Raw genomic sequence first — 14,530 nt, 5'->3', positions numbered from 1 at the left:
GGAATTCACATGCTTCAGGGTTTTAAAGACTTCATCATGCGCGGCAATGTCATCGACTTGGCTGTTGGTGTCATCATCGGCGGCGCTTTCACCGCTATTGTCACCGCGTTGACCGACTCCCTCATCCAGCCACTGATCAACTCTTTCGGTTCTTCCGACATGACCGGCCTGGGCTTCCAGATCACCGATAGTGAGTCCACCTTCGTTGACTTCGGTGCAGTCATCACCGCTGCTATCAACTTCCTGATCATCGCAGCTGTCGTTTACTTCCTGATTGTTGCTCCAATCAACAAGCTCAACGAGATGAACAAGCGTCGCCTCGGTGTTGAAGAGGAGTCCCCAGCACCTACCTCCGAGGAGCTGCTCGCTGAGATCCGCGACCTCATGGCTGCTCAGAATGGCACCACCGGTACCACCGGCAATACCGGTACTGCTGGTCCTGTCGACGACGTGAAGTAAGCATGTAAATTCGCTTCGCCTCATAGCTAGACATAAGTGGAGGGCACTACCTTTTGGTAGTGCCCTCCACTTCTTTATTCCATATCGCTGATTAACTTAGCCGTGATGAGGCGGGCGCTGCTGCTTCCAGAACTCTTCTGATGAACGATCTTCGGTTCCCGTGTCTGGCAGGCCATCATCGAGTTCTACACTGCGGGTAGCATCCGCAGCGTCTTCATCATCAGGGAACGCTGAGATGAAATCCGGCTTATCGGCTGTGCGGTCATAATCTGGCGAATCAGACTGTCTAAAGACCCGTCGGCGTTTCCGAGGCACGCAATCCTCCTTGGAGCTAAAATTTCACAATCACAAAGGCCAGCTTTACGCGTCGGGCTACTTATCTGCCCAGACGGGAAGCTGGCCTTAAATTCTATTTTCTAAACTGAGTATTCCTGCAGCTGCTCCACTAGGTGGTGGACCAGTGGGGTAACTGTCGCCATGCCATCGCGAACTGCTGCGCGCGAGGATGCCAAGTTAACCACAACGGTGGAACCAGAAACACCAGAGATACCACGGGAGGTGCAGGCATCTACCGCACCGCAAGCCTGACCGGAAGCACGTACTGCTTGAGCGATACCTGGCACCATCTGGTCTAATACCGCACGGGTTGCCTCAGGCACGCGGTCGCGTGGGCCAACCCCAACACCGCCAACGGTAAGCACCAAGTCCACGCCGCCGACAACGGCGGTCTCGATTGCCTGACGGATCTTCGACTTCTTCAGTCGCACAGTAATCGCGCCGTCAACGGTAAATCCTGCTTCCGCGAGGAGCTCCGTGCACAATTTGCTATTGTCTTCAGCCAATTCATCTGGGTGATCGGTGGCTAATACGATAAGCGCTCTGCGATAAGCCTTAGGCGTATTCTGCTTCTCCGATGCCAGCAAGTAGGCGTCGTCTGGTTCATCCATTTCCAGAAGTGTGTTTCGGTGGACAAGCCCGGCCGCCGGGCTGGAATCAGAAGTCATTTTGGTCCCGCTTCGTGGTTGTAGTTCTTTTAGACGATATGGCGCTGGTTATTAAACTACTCTTCTGGCAACGTAACCTCTACCTCTCTGGAAGAATCTTCATCTTCGCGAGTGACTTCGAGGGTGACCGTCTCACCGAATTGGTGGCCTCGGATGGATGCAATCAAAGAGTCAGCGTCTTCAATCTGACGGTCATTGACGCGGGTAACAATGTCTCCTTCTTCCAGCCCTGCCTCATCGGCTGCGCTGCCCGGTTCTACAGAGACGATTGGCGCACCATCGGTGAGATTGCGACCATCAACCTGCACGCCCAGCATTGGGTGAACCACTTCCCCATTTTCAATGAGCTGCTGCGCCATGCGCTGCGCAAAGTTCGATGGGATAGCAAAGCCCAGACCAATCGAGCCTGCTTCAGAGCCCGTTCCCGATGACAGAGAAGCAATCATGGAGTTCATACCCACCAAGTTGCCGTTCATATCCACCAGCGGGCCACCGGAGTTACCCGGATTGACTGCGGCATCGGTCTGAATGGCGTCAATCAACGAGGACTCACCACCACCCTGCGATGCACGCACTGGACGGTCAACTGCTGAGACGATACCCGAGGTCACCGTCGCGTTAAGTCCCAGCGGTGAACCCACAGCAACTACTTCCTGGCCGACTTGTAGGTCATCCGAATTGCCGAATTCTAGGTAAGGCAAATCTTGGACGTCACGAATCTTAATGACAGCCACATCGGTGTTGACGTCAGAAGCGACGACGTCAGCTTCATGCTTTTCACCATTGTTCATGGTGACCTGAACCATGCCATTGCCATCTTCAGCACCAGCAATCACGTGGTGGTTAGTGAGCACATAACCATCCGGAGAAATGATGGAGCCAGAACCTTCCGATGCCGAGGTTGCCGATACCACCTGGATTGCCACGACCGCTGGCAGCACCTTTGCTGCCACTGCCTCAGTCGTGCCTTCTTCAGCCTGCTCGCCGGTGGTATTGGTGTTATTTATCGGCTGGCTATTGAGGTTGTCGCTAACAGAGGTACCACTGCTGTTTCCCGCATTATTGCCCACAACATAACCAGTTACGCCGCCTGCACCAATACCAGCAACCAACATCAACGCCAGTGCTGTGCCCAAACCTACGGTTCGTTTCTTCTTTGGCTTCGGCCCATCCCCATCAACGACAGTCTGCGTATTGAAGGGGTCCTGCGGACCACCACCATTGCCTGCTCCCGCTGCAGCGAAACCAGCTCCCGCAGCACTCGCGCCAGCAGCACCTGCTCCAGAATCTGTGCTTCCGTAGCTCGAGTGGCCATAAGCAGAATTGCCATAGGCCGAACTGCCATGCGCAGAGTTTCCATAAGCGGAAGCATCGAATCCCGAGTTTCCACTTGGCGTACTGGAGCTATGAGCAGCGCCATAGGAGGAGCCACCGCCATACCCCGATTGGCTGGAGTCAGATGATCCTCCGTCTTGTCCCGCCGAGCCCTGGATCGGAATTTCTTGGGTGTGCTCTACCGGAGAGTTTCCAGACTCGGGTGAAGTAGAACCATAAGGGTCTGCCGGATGCTCAGAACGCGGCTGGTTCCATCCACGAGAGTAGCTTTGTGGGGAATCGGAGTGGTCATCTTTGGAATTCATACTAGGTATTCTCGCTCATAAAACTTAAGTAGGACTGGAATAAGTCTGCTAGTCGGGAACCGGGTTACTGAACGTTTCCTGTGTACCCTCAGGTGCGAAGATCACGCTGGATTTAATCATGTGGCACGCCTTAAGCAAACAAGGCTTACTTCACGCCATTATCCCTAAAAGACAAGCAGTACGCATTAGTCAAAAACAAAAAGCACCGTGCAACTATTCCAGTTGCGCGGTGCTTTAAGAGTAAATGACTTGCAAACAAGCCAATAACTTAATGAGGTCTGGTTAGGACTGCTCTACATCGACCAGGCCAAGCTGTGCAGCCTTGACCAAACGACGTGGGATGCGAACGGTCTGACCATCGATGGTTACTTCCTGCAGGGCGACATTGTCAGCCTTCCACTGGGAGCGACGGTGGTGGGTGTTCGAACGGGACTTCTTAAACTTAGGAGTTGCCATTTTTTTCCTATCCTCCTTATGCCTTCTTCTTACGGCGAGCCATTGCGCCGAAGCGCTGGTTGAAGCGCTCAACACGGCCAGCGGTGTCCATAACGCGCTGTGCACCAGTCCAGAATGGGTGGGACTCAGCGGTCACGTCTACGACGATGAGTGGGTACTCGTTGCCATCTTCCCACTGAACGGTGCGGGAGGAGGTAGCGGTGGACTTGGTCAGGAACTGGCTACCAGTACCAGCATCCTGGAAGACCACCGGGTGGTAATCCGGGTGGATATCTTTCTTCATAATTCGATTCCCTCAGGGTTGAAACTTCAGGTCGGTTCTTCACACTTCCTCGCACCCATCTATCGGATGGACGGCGGTAAAAGTCAAGATCGTGCCTGAGTTGGGCATCTGACATATTGACAAGAAGGTCACTCACACACGCAACTTCTACGTTCAAAGGCGCGCGCGGTGATCAACTCGCACAATCATACAGATGAACAGCTGAAAAACTAAATCACTCCGGGCGCCAATGCAGTAGAAACTCGCCACAGTATAACGTGGGCACCATTCGCGATACACAATGGGACTACTGATACTTGAGCGACCCAAGCGTCATAGGTGACAATGTAGATATAGAGGAATAGACTAGATTACCGAGCGCGAAGCGCAATCAGAATCCCCATACGATTTCCAATACCACCGGCTGTTGGTTCAGCTTTGCAAGCTTGGAATATCGCAGACGCGCAGGCAATTAGGTAAATGACTATTCGCCATGTAAAGTTGTCCCTTGCTGTTGTCACTTTGTACGTTTAACGCCCCGTCTACTGGTAATTGGCAGCTAGCCTGAGAAGCTCTTTACCTCACCTCACCTCACCTTCAAAGAGCACCACGATGAACGCTTAAGTCATTCTCGTGAAAGGCCAGCGCCGGATAGCCATGATGTGGGCGGCTAGGAGAAAGAGAACCCATGTCGGCTATTTGCCAGGTAACGGGCCGCGAGCCGAGCTTCGGCAAGCAGGTCTCGCACTCGCACCGCCGCACCTCGCGTCGTTGGAACCCCAACGTACAGCGTCGTCGGTACTACTTGCCCTCTGAGGGCCGTACCATCACCTTGAATGTTTCCACCAAGGGCATCAAGATCATCGACCGCGACGGAATTGAATCCGTTGTCGCGAAGATCCGAGCACGTGGGGAGAAGATTTAAGCATGGCACGTAATGACATCCGTCCAATCATCAAGCTCAAGTCCACTGCGGGTACCGGTTACACCTACGTCACCCGTAAGAACAAGCGCAACAATCCTGACCGTATCTCTCTGATGAAGTTTGATCCGGTTGTCCGTAAGCACGTCGAATTCCGCGAGGAGCGATAATCTATGGCTAAGAAGTCAAAGATCGCCAAGAACGAGCAGCGCAAGGAAATCGTCGCCCGCTACGCGGAGCGTCGCGCTGAGCTCAAGGCAATCATCAAGAACCCGAACACCTCTGACGAGGATCGCCTGGACGCACAGTTCGAGCTGAACCGTCAGCCACGTGACGCATCTGCTGCACGTGTACGTAACCGCGACGCCCATGATGGTCGTCCACGCGGCTACCTCCGTAAGTTCGGCCTGTCCCGTGTCCGTATGCGTGGCATGGCTCACCGTGGTGAGCTGCCAGGCGTTCGTAAGTCCAGCTGGTAAGGGGTGTTGCAAAAATGAAGCGCAATAACCAGAAGAAGTTCCGGATGGAGCAGACCCGCCGTCCGAAGAAGAACCCATTGAAGGCTGAAGGCATCGAAAAGGTGGACTACAAGGACACCAAGACCCTTCGTCTCTTCATCTCTGACCGCGGCAAGATCCGTTCCCGCCGCGTCACCGGTCTGACCCCACAGCAGCAGCGTCAGGTTGCTACTGCGGTAAAGAACGCTCGCGAAATGGCTCTCCTGCCGTTCACCACCCGCTAAATTTGTAGCCGGGTTTCAACAGCGCACTTTTGCCGTTGGCTTAAGTGTGAACGGTAAGAGTATTAGACCCTTGGTCTTCCACTACTAGGTGGATAGAACCAAGGGTCTTTTTCATGCTTTCCTGCACCCCCATCTTCAACAGTGCCCGGAATTTTACGCATTTATGCGCCAACGAGTACTGTTTAACTTGGTTGAAAGAAAATCCACACGCCGCGGTCTAGGAAGGACACCATGCTGCACTCATCTTTGCGGGAACTTGCCAAGCAAGCCAATAGGTGCGATTCCACAGCTGCTGCCCGCGGCATCCTTGCTGAGGCACAAGAGTTACTCCGCAATGCATTGCTGCACCGCGAGAGCGAAACTGAGCTCGCAGCATGGTTCTCCCGCATCGTCAGTGACGTGGTCCGCTCCCCTGCCATCTCTAGCCAGGTGCGCTTAACGGGTGCGGTAAGCCGCGGCGATGCCATCCCATCGATGCCGATTACTTGGCTGGGCGAAGACAACGAACTTCTAGAGCTCTTGGAATCAGTCGGGCTGAAGGGCCGTCAGGCCGAAGAGGAACTGCTGGCTTGGCGGGTCGATGCCGGCTACCCCGTGGGCATCGGCGGCGAGCAACAACTGCTTGAAGAAGCGCTTGCTATACGCCCGCCGGGCATGACCTATGTCAATGGCTTGCCAGATCCTGAGATGGAAGTTGATGTTGAGGCCTATCTCTTGGCCCCAATCGCCGGGATCGCCCGTTGGGCAGCGCCATCTCCTCGCCCAACGTTGGATCGTCTAGAGATTGCTATTGAGCGTCAGCTGCTGAATCCATCCGAGTCGGAGGCTTTAGCTGTAGCGTGGGAGGCAGCCGTCAGCATTGAGATGCGTCGCTGGCTGGAAAACGTAGAAAGCCACAGCACGACCTTTGCTAATCTGCCGGCGCTGGATAAAACTGCATATGGTGCAGCTGCCCGAATGGTTGCTGAAGCTTTCGCCGCGATTTCGGCGCGTGAATCGCAACAGGCTGAATAGACCCGAATTAGTTCAGGGTGTCGTATATTTAAATGTGGTTTAACTTGAGGAGGAATTAGAATTATGGCTGGTGCGGTTGGACGTCCACGCAAAAATAGCCCTCGCCGTCGCGGAAGCACCGCGCGCGAGGAAATTCTTGATGCTTCCTCAGAGCTATTCACAGTTCAAGGTTTCGCAACCACCTCCACGCACCAGATCGCTGAAGCGGTAGGTATCCGCCAAGCATCCCTGTACTACCACTTTCCATCCAAAACGGAAATCTTCTTAACTCTGCTGAAGTCCACCATTGAACCGTCCATCGAGCTGGCGGATGAGTTGGCGGGATTGGATGCTTCCCCTGAGCTACGTCTGTGGGCGCTAGTTTCCGCTGAGGCTCGTCTGCTGTTGACCAGTGGTTGGAATGTTGGACGCCTGTACCAGCTGCCAGTGGCGAACTCCCCTGAGTTTGATGACTTCCATCATCAGCGTGCAGCTCTGCTACAGACCTTCAAGGACACCGCTGCAGAAATCGTTGGCGAGGATGACCCGCGTACTGAGTTGCCATTCCACATCGCGATGTCCGCGATGGAGATGCGTGAGAATAACGGCACCCCGCCGTTTAAGCTCTCTGATGAAGAGCTCCCCTCCACCGCCGTCATGCTTGCCGATGCCGCATTGCGTACCCTGCAAGCCGAATTCCCGGAAAACCGCGAGCAAGCAACGCTCGACATGATTGCTTCTAAAGAAGCCAAGAAATCTTAGTCCCACCACCTCGCTCTTTGCCCAAGGCTAGTTAACTGAGCAGTCTGAGAAGGAACTTTCGTACACACCTGAATTCGGCTATGTCTGGCGAACTTGTCCGTGTTTCGACTGCACACACAATCTCCGCATTGTTGGCCTTGGTTTAGGCTTGTTCTGGCCTATTGGGCTAGCTGAAAATAGAATCTATGGATTCCACCGCTCCACAAGAACAAACATCCCGTCCAACTCGTACGTTGGCGTGGGCAATCAGCGTAGAGAGCATCATTGGCTATGTCCTAGTGCCCTTCTACGTCTTGCTGAATTTCGTTATTCCGAAGAGGCGGGAAACGTCTACGCACAATAGATTAAAGAGGCTCTATTTCACGTGGATTAAGTCGGTTGGCGTGGCAGTCAGCACCGGCGCAGTGCTCGGCGCTGTGGAGTGGGTATTAGAGCGTACTCTCAAGCGAAGGTTGCTTGATTGCTTACCTGCAGTAGTTACTGGAGTAGGCATTCCAGCTTTAATGGGCGGCCTTCTCATTGAGCGAAAGAATCGTTGGCGCGGAGCTGTGATTGCACTCTTAGCGACACTGCCCCGGATCTTAGTGAGCGAAAGCTTGCGCCGAGATCTATCTACCGACGTGGAATTTGAGCAACAAGCAAACACCGCCCGAGAACAACTTTTTAGTGTCCTCAATGAAAACTCTGGGCATAAGTTTTCCAAGTAATCTTACCCAAGGCTGCCAGCTCAATTATGCTGCGCTCAAAAGGCCCCGGACCACAAGCTTTATTTATACTCGTGGTCCGGGGCCTTTTACGACTTAAGGTCTCTCCGCACTAATTCTCAGAGATAATTAGTGCGCGAAGTGACGCGTGCCGGTGAAGTACATCGTGATTCCAGCGGCATTCGCTGCTTCGATGACTTCTTCATCGCGGATAGAACCGCCAGGCTGGACAACGGCGGAAACACCAGCGTCGATGAGCACCTGCAGACCATCTGCGAATGGGAAGAAGGCATCGGAGGCGGCGACGGAGCCGCGGGCACGCTCGGTGCCATCGGCAAGCGTGTTAGCACGCTCAACCGCAAGCTTTGCGGAGTCAACACGGTTGACCTGGCCCATGCCCACGCCAACGGTTGCTCCCTCATGCGCGAGCAAGATGGCATTGGACTTGACCGAACGCACTGCACGCCATGCAAACTCGAGCTCAGCGAGCTTCTCCTCGGAAACAGCTTCACCTGCAGCGAGCGTCCAGGTAGAAGCCTGATCCCCTTCAGCCTGGTAAACATCTGGCTCCTGCAGCAGACGGCCACCAGAGATCTCCTTGACCTCAACTGCTGGCGCTTCGTGCTCAGCAACGAGGATGCGGATATTCTTCTTGCCCTGCAGAATCTCTACCGCACCGTCCTCATAGGAAGGCGCAATGATGACCTCAGTGAAAATCTCCGCAACCTGGGTTGCCATCTCCTTGGTGACCTCACGGTTAACCGCGATAACGCCACCGAAAGCAGACATTGGGTCACACGCATGCGCAGCTGCATGAGCCGCCGCAATGGACTCATCAGAAACAGCAATGCCACAAGGGTTTGCATGCTTAATGATGGCAACACAAGGACGCTCATGATCCCACGCCGCACGCCATGCCGCATCCGCATCCTGGTAGTTGTTGTAGCTCATTTCCTTACCATGCAGCTGCTTCGCATTCGCCACACCAGAGGTGCCTTCACGAACAACAGAAGCCTTCTGGTGAGGGTTCTCACCGTATCGCAAGGTTTCACCTTGCGATACGGCATTAGGAGAACCAGCAGGGGCATCGGCAAGCTGCTGCGCAAACCAACCGGAAACTGCAACGTCATAATCGGCGGTGTGCTTGAATGCGGTGGCAGCGAGCTGACGGCGCTGCGCAAGATCGAAGCCGCCCTGGGCAACTGCCTCTGCGATATCGCCGTAACGAGCTGGATCAACAACCACCGCCACCGATGGGTGGTTCTTCGCAGCCGCGCGGACCATGGAAGGACCGCCGATATCAATCTGCTCGACGCAACCATCAAAGTCCGCACCAGACGCCACGGTCTCACGGAATGGGTAAAGATTAACGACAACCAGCTGGAAAGGCGCAATCTCGAGCTCTTCGATCTGGTTGAGGTGATCCTGCTTGCGGGTATCCGCCAAGATGCCAGCGTGCACGCGTGGATGCAAGGTCTTGACGCGGCCTTCCAGGCACTCTGGGAATCCGGTGAGATTTTCAACCGGGGTGACATCAATGCCCAAAGCAGCAATCTTTGCCGCGGTGGAGCCGGTGGACACAATCTCTACGCCTGCGTTATCAAGCGTCTTCGCGAGCTCCTCGAGCCCGGTCTTGTCATAAACGCTAATTAGTGCACGCTTGATCTGCTTGCGGTCATCACTCATGGATGAAAGCCTTGCCTTCCTGACTTGGAATTTCTGGATTTAAATCTCAATGATAAGTTGCTGGTCTTTAACCTGCGCTGCGCGCAATACCCGCACGATAAGCTCACGTTCGACGCTTTTAATGCGCTCATGCAAGCTGGCCTCATCATCATCGGGCGCAATCATGATAGGTTCTTGCGCGATGATCTTGCCGGTATCGACTCCCGCATCCACAAAATGGACGGTAGAGCCGGTGACTTTCACGCCATAAGCCAACGCATCCCGGACTCCATGCGCGCCTGGAAAAGCGGGCAAGAGTGCGGGATGCGTATTAATAGTGCGGCCTTCGAAAGCAGCCAAGAAATCAGCTCCGAGAATTTTCATGAATCCTGCTGACACCACAATGTCTGGCTGTGCGACTGCTTTAACAAGGTCCTTATTCCACTGTGTGCGGTCAGCGCCCAAGCGAACCACCTCAGTGGCAATTCCTGCTGCCTGGGCACGTTCAATTCCCACACAGTCCACATCAGCGATAACTTTGACGACCTTATATGAGCCGTCCTGGTTGTCAATGATGTTCTGGAGCAAAGAGCCGGTGCCGGAAACCAGCACCACAACTTCTAATGGGCTTTCATTTAAAGCTTGCGAAGGCGATTCAGTCACGCCTTATAGACTAATGCTTTGCCCTTTCGCTTACGAAACTTAGCAGCAGCTCCCTATCCCCCGCTTGGGGATTTAGCGATTCTTCTCATCATCTTCTGCAGAATCGTCAACGCTTCCACCAGCGGCTTCATCATTCACCGAAGTGTCTGGCTCTGATTCATCCTCAACAACTTCGCCGTCAATAATATTCTCTTCGTCGAAGTATTCATTGAAATCCGCGTTGAGATCACTATTGCGGTCACCATTGAGAGCACCTGCGTTGTGACGCTGCTCTGCCTGGAATCCCTCTCCCTCAGGTTCTGTGCTGTCCCAAGTGCGCTCTTGGTCAGTATTATCTGCAGCTGATTCATCTTCGAAGCGGCCATCAATGTCATCATCCCCGAGCGCAGAATCTGGGAATGCACCGTCCTCAAGGTTGTCTTTCAGATCATCCGAGAGTTCTTCAGAAGCCTCAGACTCTTGAACAACCGTATGCTCCGTATCTGGCGTATTTTCCTGTTCTTCTCCAGGAGCAGCATTCTCGGCGTTCGAACTTTCGGTTTCTTGCACGGCTACCTCTTCGGCTGCTTCTTCGATCTCAGCAGCACTATCTGAGTCTGCTGCTTCATTATCTGCTGCAGTGGTCTCTGTGTTAGCTTCTGCCTCGGCTTGTCCGGTGGCTTCTACGCCGACTCCTTGTGCACTAGCCTCAGGCTCTGCTGGAATGGCAGGCGCATTGCGGCGAGTATTAATGAAATAACCCGCGGAAACCGCGAGATTAATGCCACCGACCCACAGGATGGCTAGACCAGCAGACATGAGCAGCATGGTACCCACAGACTCGTAATATCCCAGCTGTCCGGAGATGAAGTATCCAAAAATTAGGGCAAGCAGGCCAGCCGCAATACCTGCACTAGCTGCCTGGATAAAGTTTGGCTTGGCTTTCACGCCCACATAGCCAATGGCTACTGCGGTCAGAACCAGCAAACCAATAGCCAATGGAGAAACAGAAGCCGGGATCACGCCTAATAGCGGCAGCGGCGGCAAAGGCACCAGGTGCACGCTGAAGAGACTGATGCTGGCATCACCAATATGGAACTCCGAGCCCAACAAGACACTGCCGGCGGCGACCAGTGCATTGGGAAGGTACAGAATGGACAGGCCAATAAGTGAGAAAATACCCAGGCCGGCGAGCTGCGGGTAACTGTCCATGATGAGAGTCTGGTTATCCCAGTTGAAGATGAACAGTGCCAGCAGCACTACGGCTGCCACAATCAATACAGCCACTAAGGAACGGATGGCGAGAACTGCGCCATCAACAACAGCCCGCGGCACCTTGTAACGTCTTGCCAAAGCCCGCCACAAGCGTGGTCCCATGCCAATGACTAACGCTGTGAGATGCAGTACTAAAGTGCGCGCGATGGTTGGCCCGAGTGCTGGCGGGGATAAGTCATAGACCTGCGAAGCATCCCAGAGCATGAACCATGCAATGAAAATAAGAACCAGCGGAATAACAATGACCCACGCCAGTAGAACTAATAGGTCATTAATACTGACTTTATCTTTCACAGCACGGTGAATATTGGCAGCGACCATCCATCCCAGGATGAGAGCGGGAAGCGTAGGCATGGCAGAAATAACGATGCCTCCGGCTTCAACCGGTGCCAGGTTGGCGACCACCCATGATTCGGCAATCGCTGTTGGCAACCATGCCGACGGCGAGCTGGTCAACAATACTGTTGCAAGTGCAATAACAACGAGTGAGAAGAATGCGACCAGGTTCGGCACAGCCACAACGAAGAGCATGCGCCGAATACGCGAGCCCCACGTCACTGGACCTGGGTCTCGACGGGCCTTAACTTCCTTTCCCACTGTCGACGCAACGCGCGCTGCTGAAGGCGAGGCGGCCTTAGTTCTACCGCGTCCGCGCGTCGAGCTGCGCGGGCCCGAAGACGACCGCGTTTGGGGACTAGTATTTTTGCTCATCAGATATACACATTGCCACGACGATGGGGTGTTTTAGTGATGGCACGACGGACCCACAGCCAAGTTCCAGCTCACATCAATAACATCAGCCGCTTGCAGCAAACCCTCAATCTCAACCAGACAGTTAAAATACGCCCTATATATAAGGAAAGGATCAAATAGCACTCAACTCAGGGTGCATCCAAAATTGTTATCTGAAGACGCGGACTAGCCCAAATCCCTAAAGCCGGCTCTCCCAATGGGAGAGATAGCCGCACGGGAATTTGTCACTGTGTGAGACAGCTGGGGCAGAAAATAATCGAAAATGAGACACGTGTCCCTAATCACATCTATGTCAAGAGCATAAATTTTTGCCGTATAAAACTACTTCTTGATAGCGTGTACTGGACTTACTTGGGTAATCCTAATTTCCATTTCCTTAAAAAATACTGATAACTGGGATCGAAACCCCGAAACAGCTTGCTCGAGTTTCGCCGAGACGCTATTGTTATCTTTCGTTGGTAACAGTAAGGTCACAATCCGATAAAGAGCCAGGGCGAGATGTAACGCCCTCCCGCATCAAAAAGATGCACACGGCCAAAGGATTGGGCAAACAAGGGAAGAAAATTCGTATGCAAAGCATTTCTCAGCGCTCTGGTGCAGGTCGCCACCGCAAGGTGACTACCTCCCAGACAGCTAAGGGACGCATTGCTCTAGTAACCGTCGCTGCTGGCGCGGTTTCTACAGCTGGCGTTGGCGGAGCTGCTGCAGCTCAGGTTCAGACCACCCCTGAAGATTCAACCAAGACTCAAACGGTTGATTTCAAGCAGACCACAAACTTCTCCCCACTGGATGAGGCTTCCGCCCAGGTTGATAGCGCTGTTGCAGATGCACAGAACGCTGTCGACTCCGCAGTTGCTACCACTCCACAGATCTTGACTGTTGCAGAAACCAAGCCAGTCCAGAACCTGAGTGAGCAGCTCAACACCGCTGTTCAGGCTTCTGAGGCTCGTGCTGCTGCCGATGAGGCTGCTCGCGCACCATCCGTTGCTCGCCCAGCTGAAGGCGCTTTCACCTCAGGCTTCGGCCCACGTTGGGGCTCCTTCCACGCTGGCATCGATATCGCCAACTCCAATGGCACCCCAATTCTTGCGGTCATGGATGGCACCGTTATCGATTCCGGCCCAGCTTCTGGCTACGGCAACTGGATCCGCATCAAGCACGAAGATGGTTCCGTATCCGTTTATGGCCACATGGAATCCCTCGACGTTGCAGTCGGTCAGCAGGTCACCGCAGGCCAGAAGATCGCTGGCATGGGCAACCTCGGTTTCTCCACCGGTACCCACCTGCACTTCGAAATTCACCCAGATGGCACCAACGCAGTAGACCCAATCCCTTGGTTTGCTAGCCGCGGCGTTAACATCTCTTAATTCCCCCCCCAAGTAAAAGCCCTTGGGCGGAGCTTCTACCTCATACCAACAAGTTCTTCAGGTAGACGCTGTGCCGAAGGGCTTTTCGCATGCCTAAAATCAGCGCTATTTCGACGCCAGGCACCCTATAACGGTCAACCCGCACAATAATTCGCTCAGTAGCCCTTGTGCACGCCATAGGCGCACATTCATGCAATCCATAAGAATTCACCCGAGAGCCCTTGGCCAACCAATTCTTTACACGTACCGCTAGGTCTTCCCTGCCGCACTAGAACAACAAAATGCATTGCGGAACATTCGGATACGCAGCGCGACATTCGCGGACACACAATGGCAAAGGGGACGCCAAAATGACCCGAAGAAAATTCACCGGGCCTAAATTTCAATTAGGATGCAGTCCGCGGCGACACTGCCTTCACGTAGGGGCAGGGTCGCTGCGTGAGTTACGCTCGGGAAAGTGTTGGTAATAAACGTAACGCTAACTAGGACATCGCTGAGACACTCCTGAACGTTACATGCGTGCCGCGCCCATTGAACCCCATTTTTTCAGGCGCGCCCTACAGCCCACCCACTGCGCCGACACTTCATGCCGTCGTTCTTTCCGGTTCTTTTCTCGTCTCATTACGGTCTAAACCTGTGTAAAGAAAGATGCCTCACGGGATGAAGGAAACCAAATAAAATACAACTTTTGCTTGAAATTCCTTCATGCGACACGCGGAAATTGCATTCCCAAGGGATAATCATTCAACCCCGAACCCTACCCCCGCAACCTAAACCACTAGTTTAAAGTTGTCACTTTAATAACATCTGCAACATGCGCAACACCCTGGCATGTTCGAATTTCTATCGAAAACGAGCTGCTGCCACCAGAGTGTTTACCCATT

The 14,530-nt window shown here is 53.7% G+C and carries 17 protein-coding genes; 9 read left to right on the top strand and 8 right to left on the bottom strand.

Annotated elements, in window-relative coordinates:
- Positions 1-9 precede the first annotated feature (9 nt).
- Entirely contained in the window at positions 10-459 is a 450-nt protein-coding gene (gene mscL / locus ACG98I_RS09645; protein ID WP_394720360.1) for a large-conductance mechanosensitive channel protein MscL, read from the top strand.
- Between the two features lie 96 nt (positions 460-555).
- Here the strand turns inward: mscL and ACG98I_RS09640 are convergent, their stop codons facing one another.
- The 5 genes from ACG98I_RS09640 to ACG98I_RS09620 form a co-directional block, all read right to left on the bottom strand.
- On the bottom strand, positions 556-774 hold the full coding sequence (locus tag ACG98I_RS09640; protein ID WP_394720358.1) for a hypothetical protein: 219 nt from the start codon (positions 772-774) through the stop codon (positions 556-558).
- Between the two features lie 101 nt (positions 775-875).
- On the bottom strand, positions 876-1,463 hold the full coding sequence (locus tag ACG98I_RS09635) for a molybdenum cofactor biosynthesis protein B (protein WP_394720357.1): 588 nt from the start codon (positions 1,461-1,463) through the stop codon (positions 876-878).
- 56 nt (positions 1,464-1,519) lie between these two features.
- The gene (locus ACG98I_RS09630; protein ID WP_394720355.1) at positions 1,520-3,103 is read right to left on the bottom strand and encodes a S1C family serine protease; all 1,584 of its coding nucleotides are present in this window, start codon (positions 3,101-3,103) and stop codon (positions 1,520-1,522) included.
- A gap of 282 nt (positions 3,104-3,385) precedes the next feature.
- Positions 3,386-3,559 carry a 50S ribosomal protein L32 gene (gene rpmF / locus ACG98I_RS09625; RefSeq protein WP_394720353.1) on the bottom strand — a complete coding sequence of 58 codons (174 nt, stop codon included), beginning with the start codon at positions 3,557-3,559 and terminating at the stop codon, positions 3,386-3,388.
- 16 nt (positions 3,560-3,575) lie between these two features.
- Positions 3,576-3,842 carry a type B 50S ribosomal protein L31 gene (locus tag ACG98I_RS09620; protein WP_394720352.1) on the bottom strand — a complete coding sequence of 89 codons (267 nt, stop codon included), beginning with the start codon at positions 3,840-3,842 and terminating at the stop codon, positions 3,576-3,578.
- A 667-nt stretch (positions 3,843-4,509) separates the two neighbouring features.
- Here ACG98I_RS09620 and rpmB point away from each other — a divergent pair.
- The 7 genes from rpmB (at position 4,510) to ACG98I_RS09585 (ending at position 7,947) form a co-directional block, all read left to right on the top strand.
- Positions 4,510-4,746: a 50S ribosomal protein L28 gene (gene rpmB / locus ACG98I_RS09615; RefSeq protein ID WP_003846448.1), complete on the top strand. Its 237-nt coding sequence runs from the start codon at positions 4,510-4,512 to the stop codon at positions 4,744-4,746.
- Positions 4,747-4,748: 2 nt separating this feature from the next.
- Positions 4,749-4,913, top strand: coding sequence for a 50S ribosomal protein L33 (gene rpmG, locus ACG98I_RS09610; RefSeq protein ID WP_006822996.1), 165 nt, complete (start codon positions 4,749-4,751; stop codon positions 4,911-4,913).
- Positions 4,914-4,916: 3 nt separating this feature from the next.
- The gene (gene rpsN / locus ACG98I_RS09605; RefSeq protein WP_003846453.1) at positions 4,917-5,222 is read left to right on the top strand and encodes a 30S ribosomal protein S14; all 306 of its coding nucleotides are present in this window, start codon (positions 4,917-4,919) and stop codon (positions 5,220-5,222) included.
- 14 nt (positions 5,223-5,236) lie between these two features.
- Positions 5,237-5,485, top strand: a complete 249-nt coding sequence (gene rpsR, locus ACG98I_RS09600; protein WP_003846456.1) for a 30S ribosomal protein S18 — start codon at positions 5,237-5,239, stop codon at positions 5,483-5,485.
- Positions 5,486-5,716: 231 nt separating this feature from the next.
- Entirely contained in the window at positions 5,717-6,499 is a 783-nt protein-coding gene (locus tag ACG98I_RS09595) for a hypothetical protein (protein WP_394720349.1), read from the top strand.
- A 63-nt stretch (positions 6,500-6,562) separates the two neighbouring features.
- Positions 6,563-7,240, top strand: a complete 678-nt coding sequence (locus tag ACG98I_RS09590) for a TetR/AcrR family transcriptional regulator (RefSeq protein WP_394720347.1) — start codon at positions 6,563-6,565, stop codon at positions 7,238-7,240.
- Positions 7,241-7,425: 185 nt separating this feature from the next.
- Positions 7,426-7,947, top strand: a complete 522-nt coding sequence (locus tag ACG98I_RS09585; RefSeq protein ID WP_394720345.1) for a hypothetical protein — start codon at positions 7,426-7,428, stop codon at positions 7,945-7,947.
- Between the two features lie 126 nt (positions 7,948-8,073).
- On the opposite strand, the gene purH is transcribed toward ACG98I_RS09585, so the two are convergent.
- From purH to ACG98I_RS09570, 3 genes are all read right to left on the bottom strand, one after another.
- Positions 8,074-9,630 (bottom strand): bifunctional phosphoribosylaminoimidazolecarboxamide formyltransferase/IMP cyclohydrolase, encoded by a 1,557-nt coding sequence (gene purH, locus ACG98I_RS09580; protein WP_394720343.1) that lies wholly within the window; start codon positions 9,628-9,630, stop codon positions 8,074-8,076.
- A 39-nt stretch (positions 9,631-9,669) separates the two neighbouring features.
- Positions 9,670-10,272, bottom strand: coding sequence for a phosphoribosylglycinamide formyltransferase (gene purN, locus ACG98I_RS09575; RefSeq protein WP_394720341.1), 603 nt, complete (start codon positions 10,270-10,272; stop codon positions 9,670-9,672).
- A 72-nt stretch (positions 10,273-10,344) separates the two neighbouring features.
- A complete protein-coding gene (locus ACG98I_RS09570) occupies positions 10,345-12,237 on the bottom strand; it encodes a DUF6350 family protein (RefSeq protein WP_394720340.1) in 1,893 nt (630 codons plus the stop codon).
- 611 nt (positions 12,238-12,848) lie between these two features.
- Between ACG98I_RS09570 and ACG98I_RS09565 the strand changes: the two genes are divergently transcribed.
- Positions 12,849-13,646, top strand: a complete 798-nt coding sequence (locus tag ACG98I_RS09565) for a M23 family metallopeptidase (protein WP_394720338.1) — start codon at positions 12,849-12,851, stop codon at positions 13,644-13,646.
- Positions 13,647-14,530: the final 884 nt, after the last annotated feature.

The organism is Corynebacterium sp. L4757 (assembly GCF_043673995.1).
GTDB lineage: Bacteria > Actinomycetota > Actinomycetes > Mycobacteriales > Mycobacteriaceae > Corynebacterium.
This window is presented reverse-complemented; position numbering and strand designations above follow the sequence as displayed.

What these genes read in the sequence shown, in the direction of transcription:
- purH (WP_394720343.1), bottom strand. Translation starts at nt 9,630, where the DNA reads ATGAGTGATGACCGCAAGCAGATCAAGCGTGCACTAATTAGCGTTTAT.
- ACG98I_RS09565 (WP_394720338.1), top strand. Translation starts at nt 12,849, where the DNA reads ATGCAAAGCATTTCTCAGCGCTCTGGTGCAGGTCGCCACCGCAAGGTG.
- ACG98I_RS09620 (WP_394720352.1), bottom strand. Translation starts at nt 3,842, where the DNA reads ATGAAGAAAGATATCCACCCGGATTACCACCCGGTGGTCTTCCAGGAT.
- ACG98I_RS09635 (WP_394720357.1), bottom strand. Translation starts at nt 1,463, where the DNA reads ATGACTTCTGATTCCAGCCCGGCGGCCGGGCTTGTCCACCGAAACACA.
- rpsR (WP_003846456.1), top strand. Translation starts at nt 5,237, where the DNA reads ATGAAGCGCAATAACCAGAAGAAGTTCCGGATGGAGCAGACCCGCCGT.
- rpsN (WP_003846453.1), top strand. Translation starts at nt 4,917, where the DNA reads ATGGCTAAGAAGTCAAAGATCGCCAAGAACGAGCAGCGCAAGGAAATC.
- ACG98I_RS09630 (WP_394720355.1), bottom strand. Translation starts at nt 3,103, where the DNA reads ATGAATTCCAAAGATGACCACTCCGATTCCCCACAAAGCTACTCTCGT.
- rpmB (WP_003846448.1), top strand. Translation starts at nt 4,510, where the DNA reads ATGTCGGCTATTTGCCAGGTAACGGGCCGCGAGCCGAGCTTCGGCAAG.
- ACG98I_RS09585 (WP_394720345.1), top strand. Translation starts at nt 7,426, where the DNA reads ATGGATTCCACCGCTCCACAAGAACAAACATCCCGTCCAACTCGTACG.
- ACG98I_RS09590 (WP_394720347.1), top strand. Translation starts at nt 6,563, where the DNA reads ATGGCTGGTGCGGTTGGACGTCCACGCAAAAATAGCCCTCGCCGTCGC.
- rpmF (WP_394720353.1), bottom strand. Translation starts at nt 3,559, where the DNA reads ATGGCAACTCCTAAGTTTAAGAAGTCCCGTTCGAACACCCACCACCGT.
- ACG98I_RS09595 (WP_394720349.1), top strand. Translation starts at nt 5,717, where the DNA reads ATGCTGCACTCATCTTTGCGGGAACTTGCCAAGCAAGCCAATAGGTGC.
- ACG98I_RS09570 (WP_394720340.1), bottom strand. Translation starts at nt 12,237, where the DNA reads ATGAGCAAAAATACTAGTCCCCAAACGCGGTCGTCTTCGGGCCCGCGC.
- mscL (WP_394720360.1), top strand. Translation starts at nt 10, where the DNA reads ATGCTTCAGGGTTTTAAAGACTTCATCATGCGCGGCAATGTCATCGAC.
- rpmG (WP_006822996.1), top strand. Translation starts at nt 4,749, where the DNA reads ATGGCACGTAATGACATCCGTCCAATCATCAAGCTCAAGTCCACTGCG.